At 60.7% G+C, this 17,081-nt stretch carries 12 protein-coding genes; 6 read left to right on the top strand and 6 right to left on the bottom strand.

The window, feature by feature from the left end:
* The first annotated feature begins 158 nt into the window (after nucleotides 1-158).
* Both OBACDRAFT_RS06705 and OBACDRAFT_RS26305 read left to right on the top strand, forming a co-directional pair.
* Nucleotides 159-1,607: an SGNH/GDSL hydrolase family protein gene (locus OBACDRAFT_RS06705; protein WP_043583987.1), complete on the top strand. Its 1,449-nt coding sequence runs from the start codon at nucleotides 159-161 to the stop codon at nucleotides 1,605-1,607.
* Between the two features lie 81 nt (nucleotides 1,608-1,688).
* Nucleotides 1,689-2,777: an IS4 family transposase gene (locus tag OBACDRAFT_RS26305; protein WP_081721820.1), complete on the top strand. Its 1,089-nt coding sequence runs from the start codon at nucleotides 1,689-1,691 to the stop codon at nucleotides 2,775-2,777.
* A 299-nt stretch (nucleotides 2,778-3,076) separates the two neighbouring features.
* Here OBACDRAFT_RS26305 and recA read toward each other — a convergent pair whose 3' ends face one another.
* The 4 genes from recA to OBACDRAFT_RS25075 all read right to left on the bottom strand — a co-directional run bounded on the left by recA (nucleotide 3,077) and on the right by OBACDRAFT_RS25075 (nucleotide 9,434).
* Nucleotides 3,077-4,159 carry a recombinase RecA gene (gene recA, locus OBACDRAFT_RS06690; RefSeq protein WP_043584097.1) on the bottom strand — a complete coding sequence of 361 codons (1,083 nt, stop codon included), beginning with the start codon at nucleotides 4,157-4,159 and terminating at the stop codon, nucleotides 3,077-3,079.
* A 296-nt stretch (nucleotides 4,160-4,455) separates the two neighbouring features.
* The gene (locus OBACDRAFT_RS06685; RefSeq protein ID WP_043583986.1) at nucleotides 4,456-7,692 is read right to left on the bottom strand and encodes a GH39 family glycosyl hydrolase; all 3,237 of its coding nucleotides are present in this window, start codon (nucleotides 7,690-7,692) and stop codon (nucleotides 4,456-4,458) included.
* A 124-nt stretch (nucleotides 7,693-7,816) separates the two neighbouring features.
* Nucleotides 7,817-8,761, bottom strand: coding sequence for a hypothetical protein (locus OBACDRAFT_RS06680; RefSeq protein ID WP_043583984.1), 945 nt, complete (start codon nucleotides 8,759-8,761; stop codon nucleotides 7,817-7,819).
* Nucleotides 8,762-8,789: 28 nt separating this feature from the next.
* Nucleotides 8,790-9,434 (bottom strand): type II secretion system protein, encoded by a 645-nt coding sequence (locus tag OBACDRAFT_RS25075; protein ID WP_052361366.1) that lies wholly within the window; start codon nucleotides 9,432-9,434, stop codon nucleotides 8,790-8,792.
* 106 nt (nucleotides 9,435-9,540) lie between these two features.
* Here OBACDRAFT_RS25075 and OBACDRAFT_RS06670 point away from each other — a divergent pair, with 106 nt between their 5' ends.
* Nucleotides 9,541-10,605 (top strand): LacI family DNA-binding transcriptional regulator, encoded by a 1,065-nt coding sequence (locus OBACDRAFT_RS06670; RefSeq protein ID WP_043583982.1) that lies wholly within the window; start codon nucleotides 9,541-9,543, stop codon nucleotides 10,603-10,605.
* A gap of 477 nt (nucleotides 10,606-11,082) precedes the next feature.
* Here OBACDRAFT_RS06670 and OBACDRAFT_RS28850 read toward each other — a convergent pair whose 3' ends face one another.
* Both OBACDRAFT_RS28850 and OBACDRAFT_RS30605 read right to left on the bottom strand, forming a co-directional pair.
* Nucleotides 11,083-11,502: a CBM20 domain-containing protein gene (locus OBACDRAFT_RS28850; protein WP_198529854.1), complete on the bottom strand. Its 420-nt coding sequence runs from the start codon at nucleotides 11,500-11,502 to the stop codon at nucleotides 11,083-11,085.
* Nucleotides 11,503-11,674: 172 nt separating this feature from the next.
* The gene (locus tag OBACDRAFT_RS30605; RefSeq protein ID WP_157836937.1) at nucleotides 11,675-13,075 is read right to left on the bottom strand and encodes a class I SAM-dependent rRNA methyltransferase; all 1,401 of its coding nucleotides are present in this window, start codon (nucleotides 13,073-13,075) and stop codon (nucleotides 11,675-11,677) included.
* 416 nt (nucleotides 13,076-13,491) lie between these two features.
* On the opposite strand from OBACDRAFT_RS30605, the gene OBACDRAFT_RS06655 reads away from it, so the two are divergent.
* The 3 genes from OBACDRAFT_RS06655 (at nucleotide 13,492) to OBACDRAFT_RS06645 (ending at nucleotide 17,074) form a co-directional block, all read left to right on the top strand.
* Nucleotides 13,492-14,382: a PEP-CTERM sorting domain-containing protein gene (locus tag OBACDRAFT_RS06655; protein ID WP_052361358.1), complete on the top strand. Its 891-nt coding sequence runs from the start codon at nucleotides 13,492-13,494 to the stop codon at nucleotides 14,380-14,382.
* 62 nt (nucleotides 14,383-14,444) lie between these two features.
* A complete protein-coding gene (locus OBACDRAFT_RS25070; protein ID WP_157836945.1) occupies nucleotides 14,445-15,104 on the top strand; it encodes a type II secretion system protein in 660 nt (219 codons plus the stop codon).
* A 71-nt stretch (nucleotides 15,105-15,175) separates the two neighbouring features.
* Nucleotides 15,176-17,074, top strand: coding sequence for a right-handed parallel beta-helix repeat-containing protein (locus OBACDRAFT_RS06645; RefSeq protein ID WP_043583980.1), 1,899 nt, complete (start codon nucleotides 15,176-15,178; stop codon nucleotides 17,072-17,074).
* Nucleotides 17,075-17,081: the final 7 nt, after the last annotated feature.

The raw sequence follows: 17,081 nt of genomic DNA, 5'->3' as shown, positions 1-17,081 counted from the left end.
CGTGGCGTCCGTCGCGCCGTGGCGCGAAACTCTTCTTTCCAGATGGAAGATGGAAATCATGCTCTTGTCCGGTTCTTGGGAATTTTCAGAAGTTCCCTTAATTATTAATTTCTCCTCTCTCCTCCCCCCCCCCCTTCCTCAATCGTATTTAATTTCCCATGACAACCTCGTCACGTTTCATCGCCCTTCGTGCCGCGTTCCTCGCCGCGCTCCTCATCACGACGCCCGCAGTCGTCCCTGCGCAAACCGCCGCGCCCGCGTCCGCCAAGGCCACCGACGCCTTTGTCCTTCGCGAACTCGTTGAGTGCACGCCGCGCGACGGCCTCCCGCATTTCTTTAATAAACTTGCCGGCGGCAATGCCGGCAAACCCGTCAAGATCGGTTACCTCGGCGGCAGCATCACCGCGCAAAAAGGCTGGCGCGTGCAGAGCCTCGCCTGGCTCCAAAAACAATTCCCCAACGCCAAGCTTTCCGAAATCAACGCCGCCATCGGCGGCACCGGTTCCAACCTTGGCGTGTTTCGCGTCGAGGCTGACGTCCTCGACCAAAAGCCCGACCTCCTCTTCGTGGAGTTTGCTGTCAACGATGCCGGGGCCAAACCCGCCGACATCCGCAAGGCCATGGAAGGCATCGTGCGCAAGACCTGGCGCATCCTCCCCGACTGCGACATCGCCTTCGTTTACACCCTTACCGCCAGCGACATCGGCGGAGCCAAGGCGGGCAAAATGAAACGCTCCGAAAGCGTCATGGAAGAAATCGCCGACCACTACGGCATCCCCTCGATCCATTTTGGCGTCGAAATCGCCCAACTCGAAAAAGACGGCAAACTCGTCATGAAGTCGCCCGACGCCTACGTGGCCCGTCCGTCTGGCGACGAACTCAATGAAAGCGCCGACCTCCCGACCGACGCCCAAGGTCGCATCCTTTTTTCCAAGGACGGCGTCCATCCCTATCTCGACACCGGTCATGCGCTCTACACGCAGGCCATCATCCGCTCCGTCCCCGCGATTCGCGCCGCGGGTGATGTCACTGTTGCTCGTAATGGAGCCGCCACTACGCCGCGCACACTGCCCGCCCCGCTCGTGGCCGACAACTGGGAGGCCGCCCGCATGATTCCCTTTGGCAGCACGCCCGCCCTTCGCACCGCCGGTCCCGCTGTCGCGCTCGACGCCAAGACTGACGGCGTGGCCCGTTCCTTTGCCAATCGTCTGCCCCACCTCTGGAAACTCGAACCCGGTGCCACGCTCAGCTTCAAATTCCGCGGGACCAAGGCGGCGGTTTACGATTTGGTTGGCCCCGATTCCGACGCCGTTGAAATCATCCTCGACGGAGTCAAACGCGAGGCCCGCCGTTTCGATGGCTATTGCACCTATCGCCGCCTCTCCACGCTTTCCATCGGCGACAATCTTGTTGCCGATCCCGGTGCCGGTGCCGCCGACCCCGGCCGCGTGCATGAAGTCACCGTGCGCGTCCTCGCTGACCGCGTGGACAAGAAAAACGTGCTCTTTGAACGCAACCGCGCCGACTTCGACAGCACACCCGAAAAATACGCCGGTTCCAACTGGTATGCCGGCGCGGTCTTCCTGGTCGGCGAACTCGTCGAATAAAACAAGGAGGGCGGGTCTCCTGACCTATACGCGCTAACATGTTGTCTTTACATGGGAGGAGGAAACGGGTAGATAGGTGGGATGAAAAAGACATGGATGACGGAAGAGTGGGGGCTGGTGAAGGGGCTGCTGCCGGAAGGGTGGGAGGTGGCGGCCAGGGAGCAAGGAGCGTTCAAGCAGGCCAAGGGGATAAGAACGGCGGAGGAGTTGCTCAGGCTGATATTGATGCACGCTGGGAGCGGGCTGTCGTTGAGGCATGCGGTGGCGAGGGGGGCGGCGGCAGGGTTGCCGGAGGTCTCGGATGTGGCGTTGCTCAAGAGGCTGAGGAACGCGGAGGGTTGGCTGAGGTGGATGAGCGTAAGGTTGCTTGAGCAGCAGGCCGGACAGCCGAGGTGGTCGAGATTGCCGGAAGGGTGGACGGCGGTGGCGGTGGACAGCACGACCATAGAGGAATCCGGAGCAAGCGGAACGGACTGGAGACTGCATTATGCGATCGGACTGCCCAGCCTGTTTTGCGAACAGGCCGAACTGACCGACAACAAGGGGGGCGAAAGTCTGTGCCGTTACAAGGTGCGCAAGGGGGATTTGTTTTTGGGCGACCGGAATTTTTGCCGAGCCCCGCAGATCAGGCATGTGATGGATCATCAGGGGGCGGTCCTGTTACGCTGGCACAGCACCAGTCTGCCCTTGTTTGACCAGCAGGGGCATGCGCTGGACGTTCCCGCATGGCTGGCCCAGTTGCGTTCCCGTCAGTGCTCCGGACTGCCCGTCTTCCTCAAGGACGGCACCGCCTTGCGCCTGTGCGCCCTTCGCGTCAGCCCACAGGCCGCCCAACGCGAACGAGCCAAAATCAGGCTCAGCGCCAAAAAAAACGGCCGCAAACCCTCCTGCCAGTGCCTGTGCATGGCTGATTACATTGTCGTTGTCACTTCCCTGCCCTCCTCTTGCCTGGACTCCCGCGGCATCCTCCAACTCTACCGCCTGCGCTGGCAGATCGAACTGGCTTTCAAACGCCTCAAATCACTCCTGAACACTGGCCACGTCCCAAAAAAAGACCCCCTCAGCTCCCGCTCATGGCTCCAAGCCAAATTACTCACCTGCTTGCTCATCGAAAAATCCCTCCTCCAATCAGAGGTTTTTTCCCCCTGGGGATTCATCCTCCCTGACTAACTCCAGATGGACTGAGTTTGTCTTCGCTCGCGATTGTCTCCTCTCTTGTCTGGCCATCCCTCTCTCCCTAAGCCTCTTCCTTCTCTGCGGCCATCGCCTACGCGGTTCCCTCGGCTACCCTCCTCGCAAGCGCATCCCCCACCGTATCCTCATCAAATCTTAACATGTTAGCGCTTATAGGTCTCCTGACCCGCCGACGAGCTTCGCGTAGCGAGGCTCGCAGTTCCGGGATCGGATGGGCGCGGCTGCGCCGCGTCTGGCGGGTCAGGAGACCCGCCCTCCGGAGTTTTACGCACCGCTTACTCGGCGGCGTCGGGCTCGCTGCCGGTGACGCTGGTGCCGCCGGTGACGTTGACCTTTTCGTAGATCGCCTTGCTGAGCTTTTCGGCGAGCTCGGGGTTGTCGCGGATGGCCTGCTTGGCGGCGTCGCGACCCTGGCCGATGAGCTGGCCTTCGTAGGAGATCCACGCGCCTTTCTTTTCGAGAATCTTGTGCTCGATGCCGAGGTCGAGAAGGGAACCAGTGCGTGAAATGCCCTCGTCATACATGATGTCGAATTCGCATTCGGTGAACGGAGGAGCGACCTTGTTTTTAACGACTTTGATCTTGGTGCGGTTGCCGATGATCTTGCCGTCGGGTTGTTTGATTTGCTCTTTGCGGCGGATGTCGATGCGGATCGACGAGAAAAACTTGAGGGCGCGACCGCCGGGCGTGGTCTCTGGGCTGCCGAACATGACGCCGATCTTTTCACGAATCTGATTGGTGAAAATCAGGATGCACTTGGTCTTGCTGACCACGGCGGTGAGGCGGCGCATGGCCTGGCTCATGAGGCGGGCTTGCGAGCCGACGGTGGCGTCGCCCATCTGTCCGTCGAGTTCCTGTTTGGAAATGAGGGCGGCGACGGAGTCGATGACGATGACGTCAATGGCGTTGGAGCGGATGAGGGCTTCGGCGATGTTGAGCGCGTCTTCGCCGCTGTCGGGTTGGGAGACGAGGAGGTCGTCGAGGTTGACGCCGACGATGCGCGAATACTTGGGGTCGAGCGCGTGTTCGACGTCGATGAAGGCGGCGAGTCCGCCCTTTTTCTGGGCTTCGGCGATGACGCTGAGACAGAAGGTGGTTTTGCCGGAGGATTCCGGGCCGTAGATTTCAACGATGCGGCCGCGGGGCAGTCCGCCGACGCCGAGGGCGAGGTCCACGGCGAGCGAGCCGGTGGAGAGGGTTTCGACCTGCATTTTGTGCGCGTCGCCAAGGCGCATGATGGAGCCTTCGCCGAATTGTTTGGTGATGGCGGAGACGGCAAGATCGAGGTTTTTGCGGTCGGCGGGGGTGCCGCCGGCGAGTTCAGTAGAGGTGGTTTTGGTGAGGACAGCTTTGGCCATGATGCTTGAGACGTTGCGGAGGGGGGGGAGGAGGGGGCGAGGAGAAAATGGCGAAAAATCCACACTTCTCCGCATGGGCGAGGGTAGATACTATTTCCCGATCAGAAATATCTCACGCAGAGACACGGAGCGCCCGTAGCGCAGGCATCTTGCCTGCAATCAAGTCAATGGCGCGAAGCGCCGCTTCCCAAAAATAAACGCAGCAAAAGTCACCGCGCTTCGCGCAATCAATTTAGTTTGCAGGCAAGATGCCTGCGCTACGGGCGCTGCCGCACCACCGAAAATATCGGAGAACCTCAATTTTGGGATACTGGCAGGCTCCAGGCTTGGTAGAGGCGGCTGTTGCTTTGCAGGGCGGTGACGACAAGTTTGTCGCCCTTCCGTAGTGGGAGCGGTTCGCTCATGAGGATGGCGGACAATTCCACCCAACCGCGTCCACGTCCGAGTTCGCGGGGCGGCCATGCGGGCCAGAAATTCGTCGGGACTGGCTGGCCGTTGACCGTGATCGCGTAACGGAATCCGCCGCCACGCACCGCCAGCACGATGCGAGAGGTGCCAGTGCCTGAGTCTTCCCACAACGTCCAGCCAACGGATTCGCCGCCATTGAGTTTGTTCCGTGATCCGGTCTGTGGATAAAGGTCGGCTTGTTTGAGCGGGAGCGGACGCAAGGCGGGAAGCATCTGCTCGATTTTGGTCGGAATGGAAAGCGGCACGGGAACAGCCGGTAGTGTAACGAGTTTTCCGATACCCGTGGTAAGCGCAGGCGGAGCAGGATCGGGAGATGCAATGGCTTCGGTGATTTGAGCGGTGAGGGGGGGGGGGGGCGTTTCGTAAAGGACATAAACCGGGGCTTCGGTTAATGGCCAGATGGCACCGGCAGCGTCCGTCTCGGGAACCAGTTCGTTGCCCCACAGATCGAATGTTTTGGCGGGTTGCCTGCTGAGACGGATTTTTACAGGGACGATGCGCGCGGGCTTGAAGTAGGTGGCGCGAGGCGGTCCGGCTTCGGCGGCTGCTGCTGCGACGGGTTTCTGATCGTCAATGCCGGCGATGCCTGCAATGGGCGCGGTTTCAATGGTGGCATCCACAGCTTTGGTTTTGCGCGGATCGGTGACGCCCATGTGGAAACCCTCGGGTTCAACGCGCCAGAAGGCCAGCACATGGCGTCCGTCGGGGAGCTTGTATTCGTGCGCCTGCACGTTGTCGTGCCAGACGTAGGCGCGGACGTAGGTGGCGTCGCCGAGCAGACGGCTGAACCAGCCGACGGCGGGGGCGGGCATGAGGGGCGAGGTGTCGGCCGCGCCGGTCTGCATGAGACGGTGGTGGATGAATGTTTTTTCGACGCCATAGGCGGAGGAAAGGAGGAGAAAGCGGGTGAAAAAAGCAGTGGCTCGCCGCGGATCAAGGGGACGGAAGCTCCAGGCGTTTTTCCAGTTGGGCCAGTGGCCGGGCAGGGCTTCGGCGGCGATCTGGTCTTGCCGGACGGGCACGCCGGCAATCAGGAGATCGAGGCCGGAGTGATAGCCGATTTCTGTGTTCCAGATGGGTTTTTCCACGCCGAAGCGTTTCATGATGCGACGCACGGTTTCGACGCGATGAAGGTAACTTTTCTCGCTGTTGAAATGGTATCCGATCTCCGGCGGGAAAGGCGTTGTGTAGGTGTGGATGGAAATGATGTCGCAATAGGCACCGCCGCCGAGTTCGAGAAAGCGTTCGAGAAACGGGAAAAAATGGCCGGTGCCGGAGGGGGCCAGGATTTTGGCGGCGGGATCGACGGACTTGACCGCAGTGTAAGCGGCACGCACGAGTTCGAAGTAACTTTCAACAGGTCCGTGGAAAAAGAAACCGCGGGGCTTCAGGCTGTTGTTGTTGGGTTCGTTCCAGATTTCGTAATGCGTGACGCGGCCTTTGTAACGTTCGGCGACGCGACGGCAGTATTCGCTCCAGTCTGCGATGTCCTTGGGCGGTGAATACGCGCCCTTGCCTCGATAGGTGCCGCGTTCGGGTTCGGTGGCGGCCCATTCGGGTGTCATGCCCAGCACGACGAGAGGCGGGGCCAGTCCGGCTTCTTCGGTGCGTTGCACGGCGGCGTCGAGCATGCCCCAGTCCCAGCGGTCGGGCGCGGGTTGGATGCCCGACCAGTGAACGGCTCGTCCGCCAAAATCCCAGAACCGAACCCATTTGGCCCCCGTGAGTGCGTAGGGCGCCCCGTGGGTGCCGACCCGGCTGGAGTTGCTCATTTCGTCGGCACGCGGCGCGGCGGTGATGCCGTAAGCAATGGCGCGGGGAGCGCCAAGAGGCGCGTGGCCGGGTGAGGCGTGGAGCGAGAGGTGCGCGATAAAGTAGCCGTGGCGGTCGGCGGGGAGGGTGATGTCCATTTGCCGTTCTTCGCCGGGCGCGAGTGTGAGCGGGATGTGTTGCACGTCACCAACGAGTTGATCCTGCCAGTCGGCAATGGCGACGCGCAGAATGCCGGAGGCGGAATGCGTGGCGGCGTTTCCTGCGAGAATCGTGAGGCGGGCGTCGGGCGAATGGAGGGGCCAGAGATAACCGCCCATGTAATCGCCACCGATGTTGCGAAGTCCGGGCGGACGGGGGGCGTCGTGCGGGAGGGCGGAGCCGGGGCGGGTTTTTGTTTGGAAATAAAGACTCTCCGCCGGGAGTGGTTCGATGGTGAGCGCAATGATGCGTTGCGGATGCGGTGCGGCTGGCGGGGCGGTTTCCGCAGCGGTCGCAATGGCGGGGCGCACCGAGAGGGCGAAGTCAACGATGGGGGCAAGGCGGCCTTCCCAGAGGCCAATGACGCGGGGGTTTTGCGGCAGGCCGCCGGGTTTGCCGCGAGCTTCGCCGATGCGGGCTTCGATGCGGTCGCCGCGACGGACAAGGGCCAGCGCAATACCGGCGTTTTGCGATGTGTTCTGCGATGCCTGAATACTCTGCGCCGGCGAACGATAACGGGGGAGGGCGATCCAGTTGCCGGTTTGTTTTTCTCTGTCGTGCGCGTTGCCTGCGACGAGGCGGGCGCGGGCGGCGGCGGGTTCGTATTCGAGATTCAATGACCAGTCGCCGGTGTCGAGCAATGAGAAGGTCAGCGGCGCGGCCTCCGGGTCGGCTTCTATACGCACTTGCGCAATAAAATCGCCAAACGCGGGACGCGGTTTGCCCGATCGCAGGGGATAAAACCGGTAACGCAAGGCGGTCCGTCCGTCGCCGCCTGTGTTGTCATGTATTTTGGATACGCCGGATCGGGCGGCTGTGCCGGGTGTGAGCAGCAGACGGTTTTCATTCGGAGCGACAACGGCGTCGGCTGGTTGTCCGGCGGTGAGCGTCCAGGTTTCGGGGGAGAGTGTGGGGTTGTCTGAAAAAACAAAAGTTTCGGCGCGGTTTTCGGGAACCGCTGTCAGCGGCGTTGGCGGCGTCAGCAATCCGGCAAAGGCAAGGGTGGCAACTCCTCCTATTGACAGTGTTTTGGAAAGACGTTGGCGGAGTCGGAATCCGGTCTGGCAGAGAATCTGGAATGGGAGGTCGTGCATGGGAGGGTGGTTGGCGTTAGCGAGCGGAACAGGGGAGGGACCGGCGCGCGAGAGAGCAGACGTGCGCTCGTGGGTAAGCGGGCACACGGAGAGGAAATAGACGGGGAAACGAGAATCGCCAGTTTTACTGTTGGCGGCGTGCGCGTGCGGCGGACGTGGCGCGATACGCGAGAAATATCAGCATTCCGAGTCCGGCGAGCAGCAGGGTTGCGTGTGCTGGTTCGGGGATGCCGGGTGTGGAGGCAGGGCGCAGCGTCAGGGTCAGGTCTTTGTCGATGAGTTGAATGTTCCGGAATTGGTCGCTACTGCCGCGAATCGCAAAGGCGAGTTGTTCGCCTTGCGCGAGGGTGATGCCGGTCAGGGTTGCCGGGAGGGTTCCATTAGCCTGATCAAAAACGGTAATGGGCGTATCTTTCGAACTGGTGGACACCGTTGTGTTGAACAGGACGGATACACCGCCACTGGTGCTGATTTTGGCGATTGTGATGCGAATCTCCTGGGACGGAGCGGTCGTGCCGAGTGCCCATGCAAGTTTTCCACCCAAGTCGTAGGTGCCGCCATCTTCGGCAAATTCCTTGTAGGTGGTGATGGCCCAGGAAGGTTTGAAGCTGTTCACTGGCTGATTGCCACTGCTGACCGTCCAATAGGTGAACAAGGCGGTGCTTGTTATTTCAACTCGTCCTCGATTTCGGCTGCCTGGGTCATTGCGGAAAAAAAAGCTGTTGGCTGATGAGTAAGCCGTTACCGACCACGATGTAGCAGGGAGTAGTTCGGTGATGGGAATGGTGCCGTCCTCATTTAGCCCGGCCTGATGGTAATAACTCCATACGGCGGCGGTCGGATTCGAGGCGGTGCCGTGAGAGTTTCCTGAAAAGGTAACACCTTCGGCGGTCCAGCTTGTGTAGCGCGAAACATCCGTGCCTGTGCTCTGCGCCTGAACTTGGAGGGAGAGAGCTGGCAGTGCCAAGCCGGTTAGCAAAATCATTGCGGGCAATGCGATGGCGCCCATGAGGTTTTTGATAGGTGTGCGATATGCGTGATGCGGGGTGCGTGTGGTGTGCGGTTTCATAGTGTGTGATGTGGTTGTGACGATGTGATCAGTTTTGTTTTAATGCGTCGGAGAGCGCGGTTACGTCCATGAGGTTGCGGGCGGATTTTACGTGGAAATCAACGTACAGGATGTTGCGGACGGAGGTATGTGTGTTGGGCGTGATCCAAGTGGTGTCACGGTCGCCCCAGCGTTCGTAAGCGAGGATGGCAAGGGAGGGAGCGTTGAACGAACGGATGGATTTGCGTCCTTTTTCGCTGCGCCCAAATCCGTCCCAGTTGCGATTTTGTTGATACGAATTACGGAGCCAAGTGTTGGTGTAAGTGCGTTCAAGGACGGGCTTTCCTGTCGGGCAGGAAAAGACACCGGTTATGGGAGGGCCGTCTGTCTTGATTTGCACGTAAGGGCGGAGTGCGGCGAGGCTTGCGCCACCGGGAAAGTCGGCGTCGGAGTAGGGCGGAAGGAGATCCTTCTGGTCACCAAGAAACAACTGAAATGCCATGCCAAGCTGGCGGAAGTTGGAGAGGCATTGCGTGGTGCGCGCAGACTCGCGCGCGCGACCGACAACCGGAATCAGGATGCCCGCCAAGATGCCAATGATGGCGATGACGGTGAGCAGTTCGATCAGCGTGAAGGCACGTTTCGGAGGCTGGGTGGCGGCAACGGGGAAGGAAGTGGTTCGTGGGGAATGCATGGCACGCAACCCAATCGGGTGAGCGGACAGTGCGCAATTCCCATGAAACTATACACGTTTAGTTGATTTGTTCCCAAATGCTTCCAAAAGTATCCAACCATCTGTCATGATCAACATCCGGGAACTCGCCAGTCTTGCCAACGTCAGCCCCAGTGCCGTCAGCATCGCGTTGCGTGGACGGACCGGCATCTCGGAAGAAACACGACACCGTATCCTGAAACTCGCTACGCAACACGGTTACCGGCCCAACCCGATGGTCTCCGCGCTCATGAGCCAGGTGGGCACGCGGCTGCGGCGGCGGGTGGAGTCGATCGTCGGCATCCTGTCCTACATGGACCTCGCGCATTACCCGGTGCACAGCACCCCGCACCTTTATCTTCAAGGCATCAATCACGCGGCGGAGGGGGCCGGGTATCTGGTGGAAAATTTTACTCTGGCGAACGACGGGCATGGGTCTGTGCCGCTTGCACGGATGCTCGATGCCCGTTGTATCCGCGGACTCATCGTGCATGTGAAACAGGTGGATTTTGACCAAATCGCCCTCGACAGGAACCGCTTCGCTTTCGTCGCACTTGGTGTGCCGGTGAAGGGCGATGCCGTCGATTTTGTCTGCAACGATCACGGCCACAGCGTGCAACTCGCCATCCGCAATCTTCGTCGGCTCGGCTATCGTCGGCTCGGGCTCGCACTCGACGGCAACCGCCCCGAACACGCCGAGTCCGCCATGCTCTCGGCCATGTTGCTGGAGCAGTATCGGGCGGGGGAAAAACACACGATCCCTCCCTTGCTGAGCAAAGACTGGGGGCCGGAGATTTTTCTCGCTTGGTACCGCCGCGGGAAGCCCGATGCGATCATCTGCTCTGATCATCTCGCGCTCGACTGGCTGCGCGACGCGGGCGTGCGTGTGCCGGGCGGGCGGCACGGCGGCAATCGTGGCGGGGTGCAAGATAGCGTGGCGTTTGCGCACATCGATCTCGATCCGGGTTGGAAGGGCATCGCGGGTATCGACCAGTGCAACGACCAGGTGGGCGCGGCGGCGATGGATTTGTTGATCTCGCTCCTCAATGCCAACCGCTACGGTCTGCCTGCACATCCGCGCACCGTGAAACTTCAGGGTGAATGGCACGATGGCGACACCGCGCCGCCTTGCGCAGCAGGCGCAGGTGGTTGAAAATCACCCACGGCGTGGTTGATTTTCAACCATGAAAGGCCGTCGCCTCACCACTTGTGTAATTGCTTTATACCGGAGCTTCCTGCGTGGCGTTTGGTCCTGATCTGCACGCGGTGCCGGTAAGTGCCTTGTGGCAGTTGCAGGCTGCTGCGTGATCGTCTCCCCCCCCCCGGTTTCGTTTTCTCTTTTATCTCACGCGCACAAAAAAAAGCGCACTCGCGAGGAGTGCGCTTTTGATGAGACTGGTTGTGTATCCGTTACTGGAATACAGTTGAATTTCGGAATACAGATTGCAGATTTTAGAGCAGTTTCATTTAAGCTGGAGCCATTTGATACTTGGTAGGGAGGCCTCTCCGAGGCCTCCGCCGTGCGTAGTGTGAGAATGCGAAATTCATAGGTAGATGGAGCGTGGTTTCGGAGGCCTCGGAGAGGCCTCCCTACCGTTAAGACAGCGGCTGCAGTTTTGAATAAAATGCTCTAGAACGCGGGCTTAAGGACGACGCTGGCTCCGGGCGCCACGACGTAGTCCTCGCCTTCGCTCCATGTCACATCGTTGAGCAGGAACTTGAAGGCTACGGGCTTGCTCGTCTCGCCGAGGGTCAGGGTCCAGCGTTCGGCGGAGACGCAGGTGAGCGGGATGCCTTTGTCCCAGCTCAGGCCGGGTCCGTCGCCTCGCACATAGAGCGCGTTGCCAAAGCCAACGTCCACCGAGGCCGTGATCACGGTGAGGGCGGGCGTGGGCGCGGTGCGCTTGACCGCCGGGGCGGCCGAGGCGGGAGCGGCGGCGGGGGACGCTGCGGGCTTGCGGGCGGGAGCGGCCGGCTTCTTCGCAGACACGGTTAGCTTGACAGCCGCCTTGGCTGCCACCGGTTTCGCGGCGACCGGTTGGGTCGTCACGGTTTTTTTTGCGGGGGTAGATTGGGGCGTCTTGCTTGTCTTTTTTATGGCCATGGGAAGTTGCTCCTTTGGTTCAATGTTTAATGAAGAATCTGCACACTGTAGGTGAAACGGGCGCAGAACAACAGCAATTTGGAGGCCAAGTCTGGCTCATCCTGTCATCGTCGCTCCACTACTCGGCTCGCACGATAAAGCCGCGCAGGTATTCGCTTTCGGGCATGGTCACGAGCACGGGGTGGTCGGCGGGCTGGTGGCAGCATTCCAGAATGCGAACGTCGCGCCGGGCATCGACGGCGGCGGCGGCGAGCACGCCGCGCAGGTCGGCGTCCTGCATGTGGTGCGAGCAGGTGTAGGTGGCGAGCACGCCGCCGGGGGCGAGGCGCTGGAGGGCGCGCAGGTTGATCTCCTTGTAGCCGCGGAGGGCGCCGGGGAGGGCGCTCTTGGATTTTGCGAAGGGAGGGGGATCGAGCACGATCACGTCCCAGAGTCCGGCGGTTGCGGTAGCGGCGGTGGCAGCGCTGGCGGGCGCGGTGGTGGAGCGGGCAGGGGAGGGGGGGGGGGGGGAGGGGCGCATGGAGGAGGCGGAGTTGGCGTTGAACCAGTCGAAGACGTTGGCGACTTCGAACCGCACGCGTCCGTCGGCGGCGAGGTGGTTGCGTTCGACGTTGCGCCGGGCTTGCGCAATGGCGTCTTCGGCGCTGTCGAGTCCGAGGACTTCTGTCGCGCCAGCACGGGCGGCGTGCAGGGCGAAGGGGCCTTGGTTGCAAAACGCGTCGAGCACCCGTTTGCCTTCGCAGTATTTGGCGACGGCGGCGTGTTGCTCGCGTTGGTCGAGGTAAAATCCGGTCTTTTGTCCTGCCTGCAAATCGAGCCAGTAGTCGAGCCCGTCGATGCGTTCCCAGCGCGGCGTCCAAGGGCGTCCGCTGCGCGTGGTGACGTGCAAGGGCAAGCCCTCCAGGCGGCGGATGGGGGCATCGTTGCGCACGATGATTTCTTCGGGGGCGAGAAGTTCGTCGAGCAGCGACAGCAGTGTATCGAGGCGTTTTTCCATCGCCACGGTTTGCACCTGGAGGACGAGCGTTGCGCCAAAGCGATCCACGACCACGCCGGGCAACTCGTCCGATTCCGACCACACGAGGCGGGCGTGTTCAGGGAGCGGTTGTCGCCGGACCAGCGCACGTTGGAGCGCGCCGCGCAGCCAGTCGCGATCAAGCGTCACGCGCCTGCGCGACAGGCGGCGCCAGATGATTTGCGAACGCGAATTGTAGATGCCGGTTCCCAACGTCCGCCCGGCGCGGTCGCGGCATTCGACGACTTCGCCGTCCAACTCCGCCGGCAGGAGCGCCTCCACTTCGTTGGCAAACACCCAGGGATGTCCTGCCAGAACGCGCGCCTTGGCGTTGGCCTTGAGCTTGAGGGCGGGCGTGACGGGATGCATTGCGGGAGTCGTGGCAGGCGTGGAAGCGGTGGTAGCGCCGCCGCCGGGCAAGGCGGACGTGTGTGGTTTGGACATCGCCCGATCATCACCCATTTCGTAACGGGCGGGCAAGCCGTTCGATTGTTCGCTATTCACAAATAGCGAATGCCGGATGATAGGCCGCTGTCACCGCTGCTGCCATCGTTGGCGTCGCCGTTGTCGCCGCTCTCGAAGCCCTTTGGTTGTTATCAAACGCCAGGGCGATGAAATACTCCGGTGGCATACCTGGCAGCACGAGAATCTATTTTGCATGATGACATGATTTCCGATGACAGTGTCACTACCTGTTATTTAATAGTTAGTTGAAATTTATTCCCTCATTTTAATAAATGCCCTGCCGAACGATCCGCATACTTTTCAAGAAATCGCGCATACCCCGATTTCTTGAACGCGACACACAACGGCATCCATCGTGACCGTCGTTCGATCAGTGATCCGAGCGAACCCGGGCAAACTAAAAAAAACAACCAAACAGACAACCAACCCATCCCCGCACGAAAACTCATAAACTCATGAAAACCTCAATCGCATCTGGACTCCTGTCCACCGCTATCACCGCATTCCTGTTCGCCGCCGCCACCGCATCCGCTGCCACGCCTGCAGCCATCGACATTCACGAAGGCTTCGCTTACGCAGATATCACCGCGATGCAGGCAGGGGGCTGGACGAAGCAGGCAAAGTCGCAAGTGTCCCCCGTATTCGTCGATGTCGGAACGGATCGCGCCGTCGGTTTTAACAACACCCAACTCAAAAAAAGTTTCTCCCCAGCGAGCATCGCCGCCGACAGTTTTACGCTCACCGCTGATCTTGCGATGAGCCAGTTCATGGGCGGCATGTATGTCTTGGTTGCGAGTGCGCCCGATGCCGAGGGCAAGGTTTATGGATACGCCATCTCGTGGAATGGTGGCAGTTCGGGAGGAACATATTCACCCAATGGCTCGTTTACGATCGGCACAGTAAATGGCGTGACAGAAGCCAACCTCAGTTTCGGTTACTCCATTTCCGGAAGCAACGTGAACATGTCCACTGCCGTCAGGAGCAACATCACCATCACGGACAGAACTGGAATAACCCCGGCAAGCATTGCCAACCTCCGTCCCACCGCCGTTTCCGACTTCGGTTCCGTCACGCTGACATGGGAAAAATCCACTGGTTTGCTCAACCTCTTTCTTGGCTCGGACACGAGTGGCACGCCCGCCATCTCCATCACCAACACCGCCTACTCCTCATTCGCCAACATCTACGTTTCCGGCAATGGATATTCTTACGTGAATAACATCAACCTCACTGTATCACCTTCTTCGATACCTGAGCCGGGCACATACGCCCTGTTCGTGGGCGCAGTGATTGGCAGTCTGGTTTTGTTCCGTCGCCTCCGCCGCAGTCGCGGCCATCGCGGTTGAACATCTTGTGTCCGTATTCAAAATACGACTCGCTCTTTCTTCCTCCCCCCCCCCCCCGCGCCATGAACATCCAACGCAGCCATCATGCTTTCACGCTCATCGAACTTTTGACCGTCATTGCCATCATCGGCATCCTTGCCGCCATCATCATCCCCACGGTGAGCAAAGTCCGTGACAAAGCCCGTGCCGCCCAATGCGTCAGCAACCAGAGACAAGTCGGGCAGGCGCTGATCCTCTATGCCAACGATCACCGCGCCCAATTTCCACCGCTTGCCGACGCCAATGCAGGCAACCAAACATGGTGGACCAACCGGCTCGTTGACGGCGGATATCTGCCCGACGGCAAATGGCGGGACCGCGCCTGGGGCTCGATGAACGTCGGCGTGTTTGTGTGCCCCCTGGTCAGAAATCCTTCGTGGTATGGTGGCATCGCTTACTCTGTTGCGGTGGCCAACTACAACAAATCCGCCTCGCTTAACAGAATCGCCGACCCCGCCCGAGTTTCGCTTGTGGCCGATGCGCCGCTCAATCTGAACACCGAAGGCAAGGAGTCGGCTTCGCCCAATATTTTTAACCCCAACAAAAATTTCTGGTCCGGCGACCGCCGCGTCAACCGACACTCCGGCGGCGGATACGTGACCTTTGTTGATGGCCATGTGAAACTCTGGCCCGAAGACGATCTAATCAACAACAAGAACGGCGTCTTCGATCCCGCCTATTAACCCGGCAGACTGGCGCCCCACGCTCCAAACGGCCGCCATTGTCATTTTTTAACCAATACACGTTCCCGCATATGCGTCTCGTCCCCTCACTCATCGCCAGCGCTGTCACCATTGCCACCGCCATTGGCATACTGAATTTCGCCAGCGCGCCGCTTCACGCCGCATCCACGGCAACCGCCGCGCCCATCGCCAGCCTTGCCGACTTCGGAGCGCAACCCGGCCCCGAACACGACAGCGCCCCCGCCTTTGCCAAGGCCATTGAGTGGCTCGCGCAAAACCCCGGCGGCACCCTCATGATTCCCGAAGGCGCGTTTCACATCAAAACCAACCCGCCCGCAACGCTCGTCTCCGGCAACAAAAGCGAGGCGCATCTCAACTTCGACCGCCTCAAGAACATCACCCTCGCAGGCCAGGGTCGCGGGAGCGAAATCGTCCTCGGCCAGTTTGCCCTCGGCCTCCTCTTTGAAAACTGCGACGGCCTCACCCTCCGCAACCTCACCTTCGACTACGCCTTCCCTCTCTTCTCCCAAGGCGAAGTGCTCGAAATCTCCGACCAGGACAACTCACTCCTTCTCAAACCCGATCCCGGCTATCCCTCTCCCGTCACGCAACCCGGCACGCTTTTCAGACACCCCGCCAGCACCTGGCTTACGCTCAACCGCCAAGGCATGAACCTCGCCTTCCCCGAAGCACTCAACACCCTCAAGGCCCCGCCCACCCACCTCAACGAGGACGGCACCGTTCGCTTCTTTTACAGAAACCAGAAAAACGTTGCCCGCCGCCTCCGGGGAGACGGCCCCCTGCGCTACGTGCGCGTGGCCCGTTATGCCGGCCAGCTCATCCGCCTGCGCAACTGCAATGACGTTCGCCTCGAAGGACTCACCATCTACGCCGCCAGCGGATTCACCATCCTCGGCTCCATGTGCCGCGACGTCATCGTGCGCGATTGCGTTTTCGAGCCGCGCCCCGGCACCGATCGCGCCATCTCCACCTGTGCCGACGGACTCCACTTCGTCGGTGGCCAGGGCAAATACCTCATCGAACGCAACACCTTCGACTCCCTTCAGGACGACAACGTCAACTTCATCCTGCGCGGCAATACCATCGACGCCTTGCCCCGTCCCAACGTCTTGCGCCTCACCGCTGGCAGCGTACGCCACTATGCTGCCGGTGACAACCTGCGCATCTACGATCTCAAGAACGCGCGCCACTCCGACTACACCCTCACTCACGTCGAAACGGAGTCTGGCGGCCGCTTCACTCTTACGCTGGACCGCCCGGTGACCGAGTCACTCGTATTTGCTTCCGCAATACACGACGAACCACTCACGCTTGTCTTCAACACATCCTGGTCTTTTGGCGACGTCACTATTCGCGACAACAAATTCCTCAACAACCGCGCCCGCGCCGTCCGCCTCGCCGGGACCGGCATTGTGGTCGAAAACAACACCTTTGACCTCTCAGCCTTCCCTGCCGTTCTCGTCCACTCCGTCATCCGCGACGGACTCAAGTCCGCCGAGGACAACGCCTTTGCCGAGCGAGTCACCATTCGCAACAACACCATCCGCCGTGCCCTCAACAATGGCGGCGCATCCGGCAACCCCGGAGCCATCACCGTTGAAATCCTCGACGCCGGGGCCAATGGCGCTGTCGCCGACAAGCTCCGCTTCATCCGCGACATCACCATCACCGGCAACCGCATCATTGACTCCGGGCGCGCCGGCATCGGAGCCACCAACGTCAACGGACTCGTGATTGCCGACAATACCATCATCGACCCCAACCAACTCCACGGCGCCTCTCCCGCCGCCCGCTGCGGCATTTACCTCCGCGCCGTGGAAAACGAACGCATCGAAAACAACACCATCACCGGAGCGAACATTGACCGTCCCATCTACCGGCACCCCGCGCCGCCCCCGGCCCCAACGCCCCCTCCCCCCCCCCCCCCTCCCCATCCGCAAGCTCAGTGATTGAGAC

Source organism: Geminisphaera colitermitum TAV2, assembly GCF_000171235.2.
Taxonomy (GTDB): Bacteria; Verrucomicrobiota; Verrucomicrobiia; order Opitutales; family Opitutaceae; genus Geminisphaera; species Geminisphaera colitermitum.
Note: the sequence above shows the minus strand (reverse complement) of the source record. Positions and strands in the feature narration are given on the sequence as shown.

Coding starts and splice junctions, on each gene's coding strand:
- OBACDRAFT_RS06705 (WP_043583987.1), top strand. CDS start 159: ATGACAACCTCGTCACGTTTCATCGCCCTTCGTGCCGCGTTCCTCGCC.
- OBACDRAFT_RS26305 (WP_081721820.1), top strand. CDS start 1,689: ATGAAAAAGACATGGATGACGGAAGAGTGGGGGCTGGTGAAGGGGCTG.
- recA (WP_043584097.1), bottom strand. CDS start 4,159: ATGGCCAAAGCTGTCCTCACCAAAACCACCTCTACTGAACTCGCCGGC.
- OBACDRAFT_RS06685 (WP_043583986.1), bottom strand. CDS start 7,692: ATGCACGACCTCCCATTCCAGATTCTCTGCCAGACCGGATTCCGACTC.
- OBACDRAFT_RS06680 (WP_043583984.1), bottom strand. CDS start 8,761: ATGAAACCGCACACCACACGCACCCCGCATCACGCATATCGCACACCT.
- OBACDRAFT_RS25075 (WP_052361366.1), bottom strand. CDS start 9,434: ATGCATTCCCCACGAACCACTTCCTTCCCCGTTGCCGCCACCCAGCCT.
- OBACDRAFT_RS06670 (WP_043583982.1), top strand. CDS start 9,541: ATGATCAACATCCGGGAACTCGCCAGTCTTGCCAACGTCAGCCCCAGT.
- OBACDRAFT_RS06655 (WP_052361358.1), top strand. CDS start 13,492: ATGAAAACCTCAATCGCATCTGGACTCCTGTCCACCGCTATCACCGCA.
- OBACDRAFT_RS25070 (WP_157836945.1), top strand. CDS start 14,445: ATGAACATCCAACGCAGCCATCATGCTTTCACGCTCATCGAACTTTTG.
- OBACDRAFT_RS06645 (WP_043583980.1), top strand. CDS start 15,176: ATGCGTCTCGTCCCCTCACTCATCGCCAGCGCTGTCACCATTGCCACC.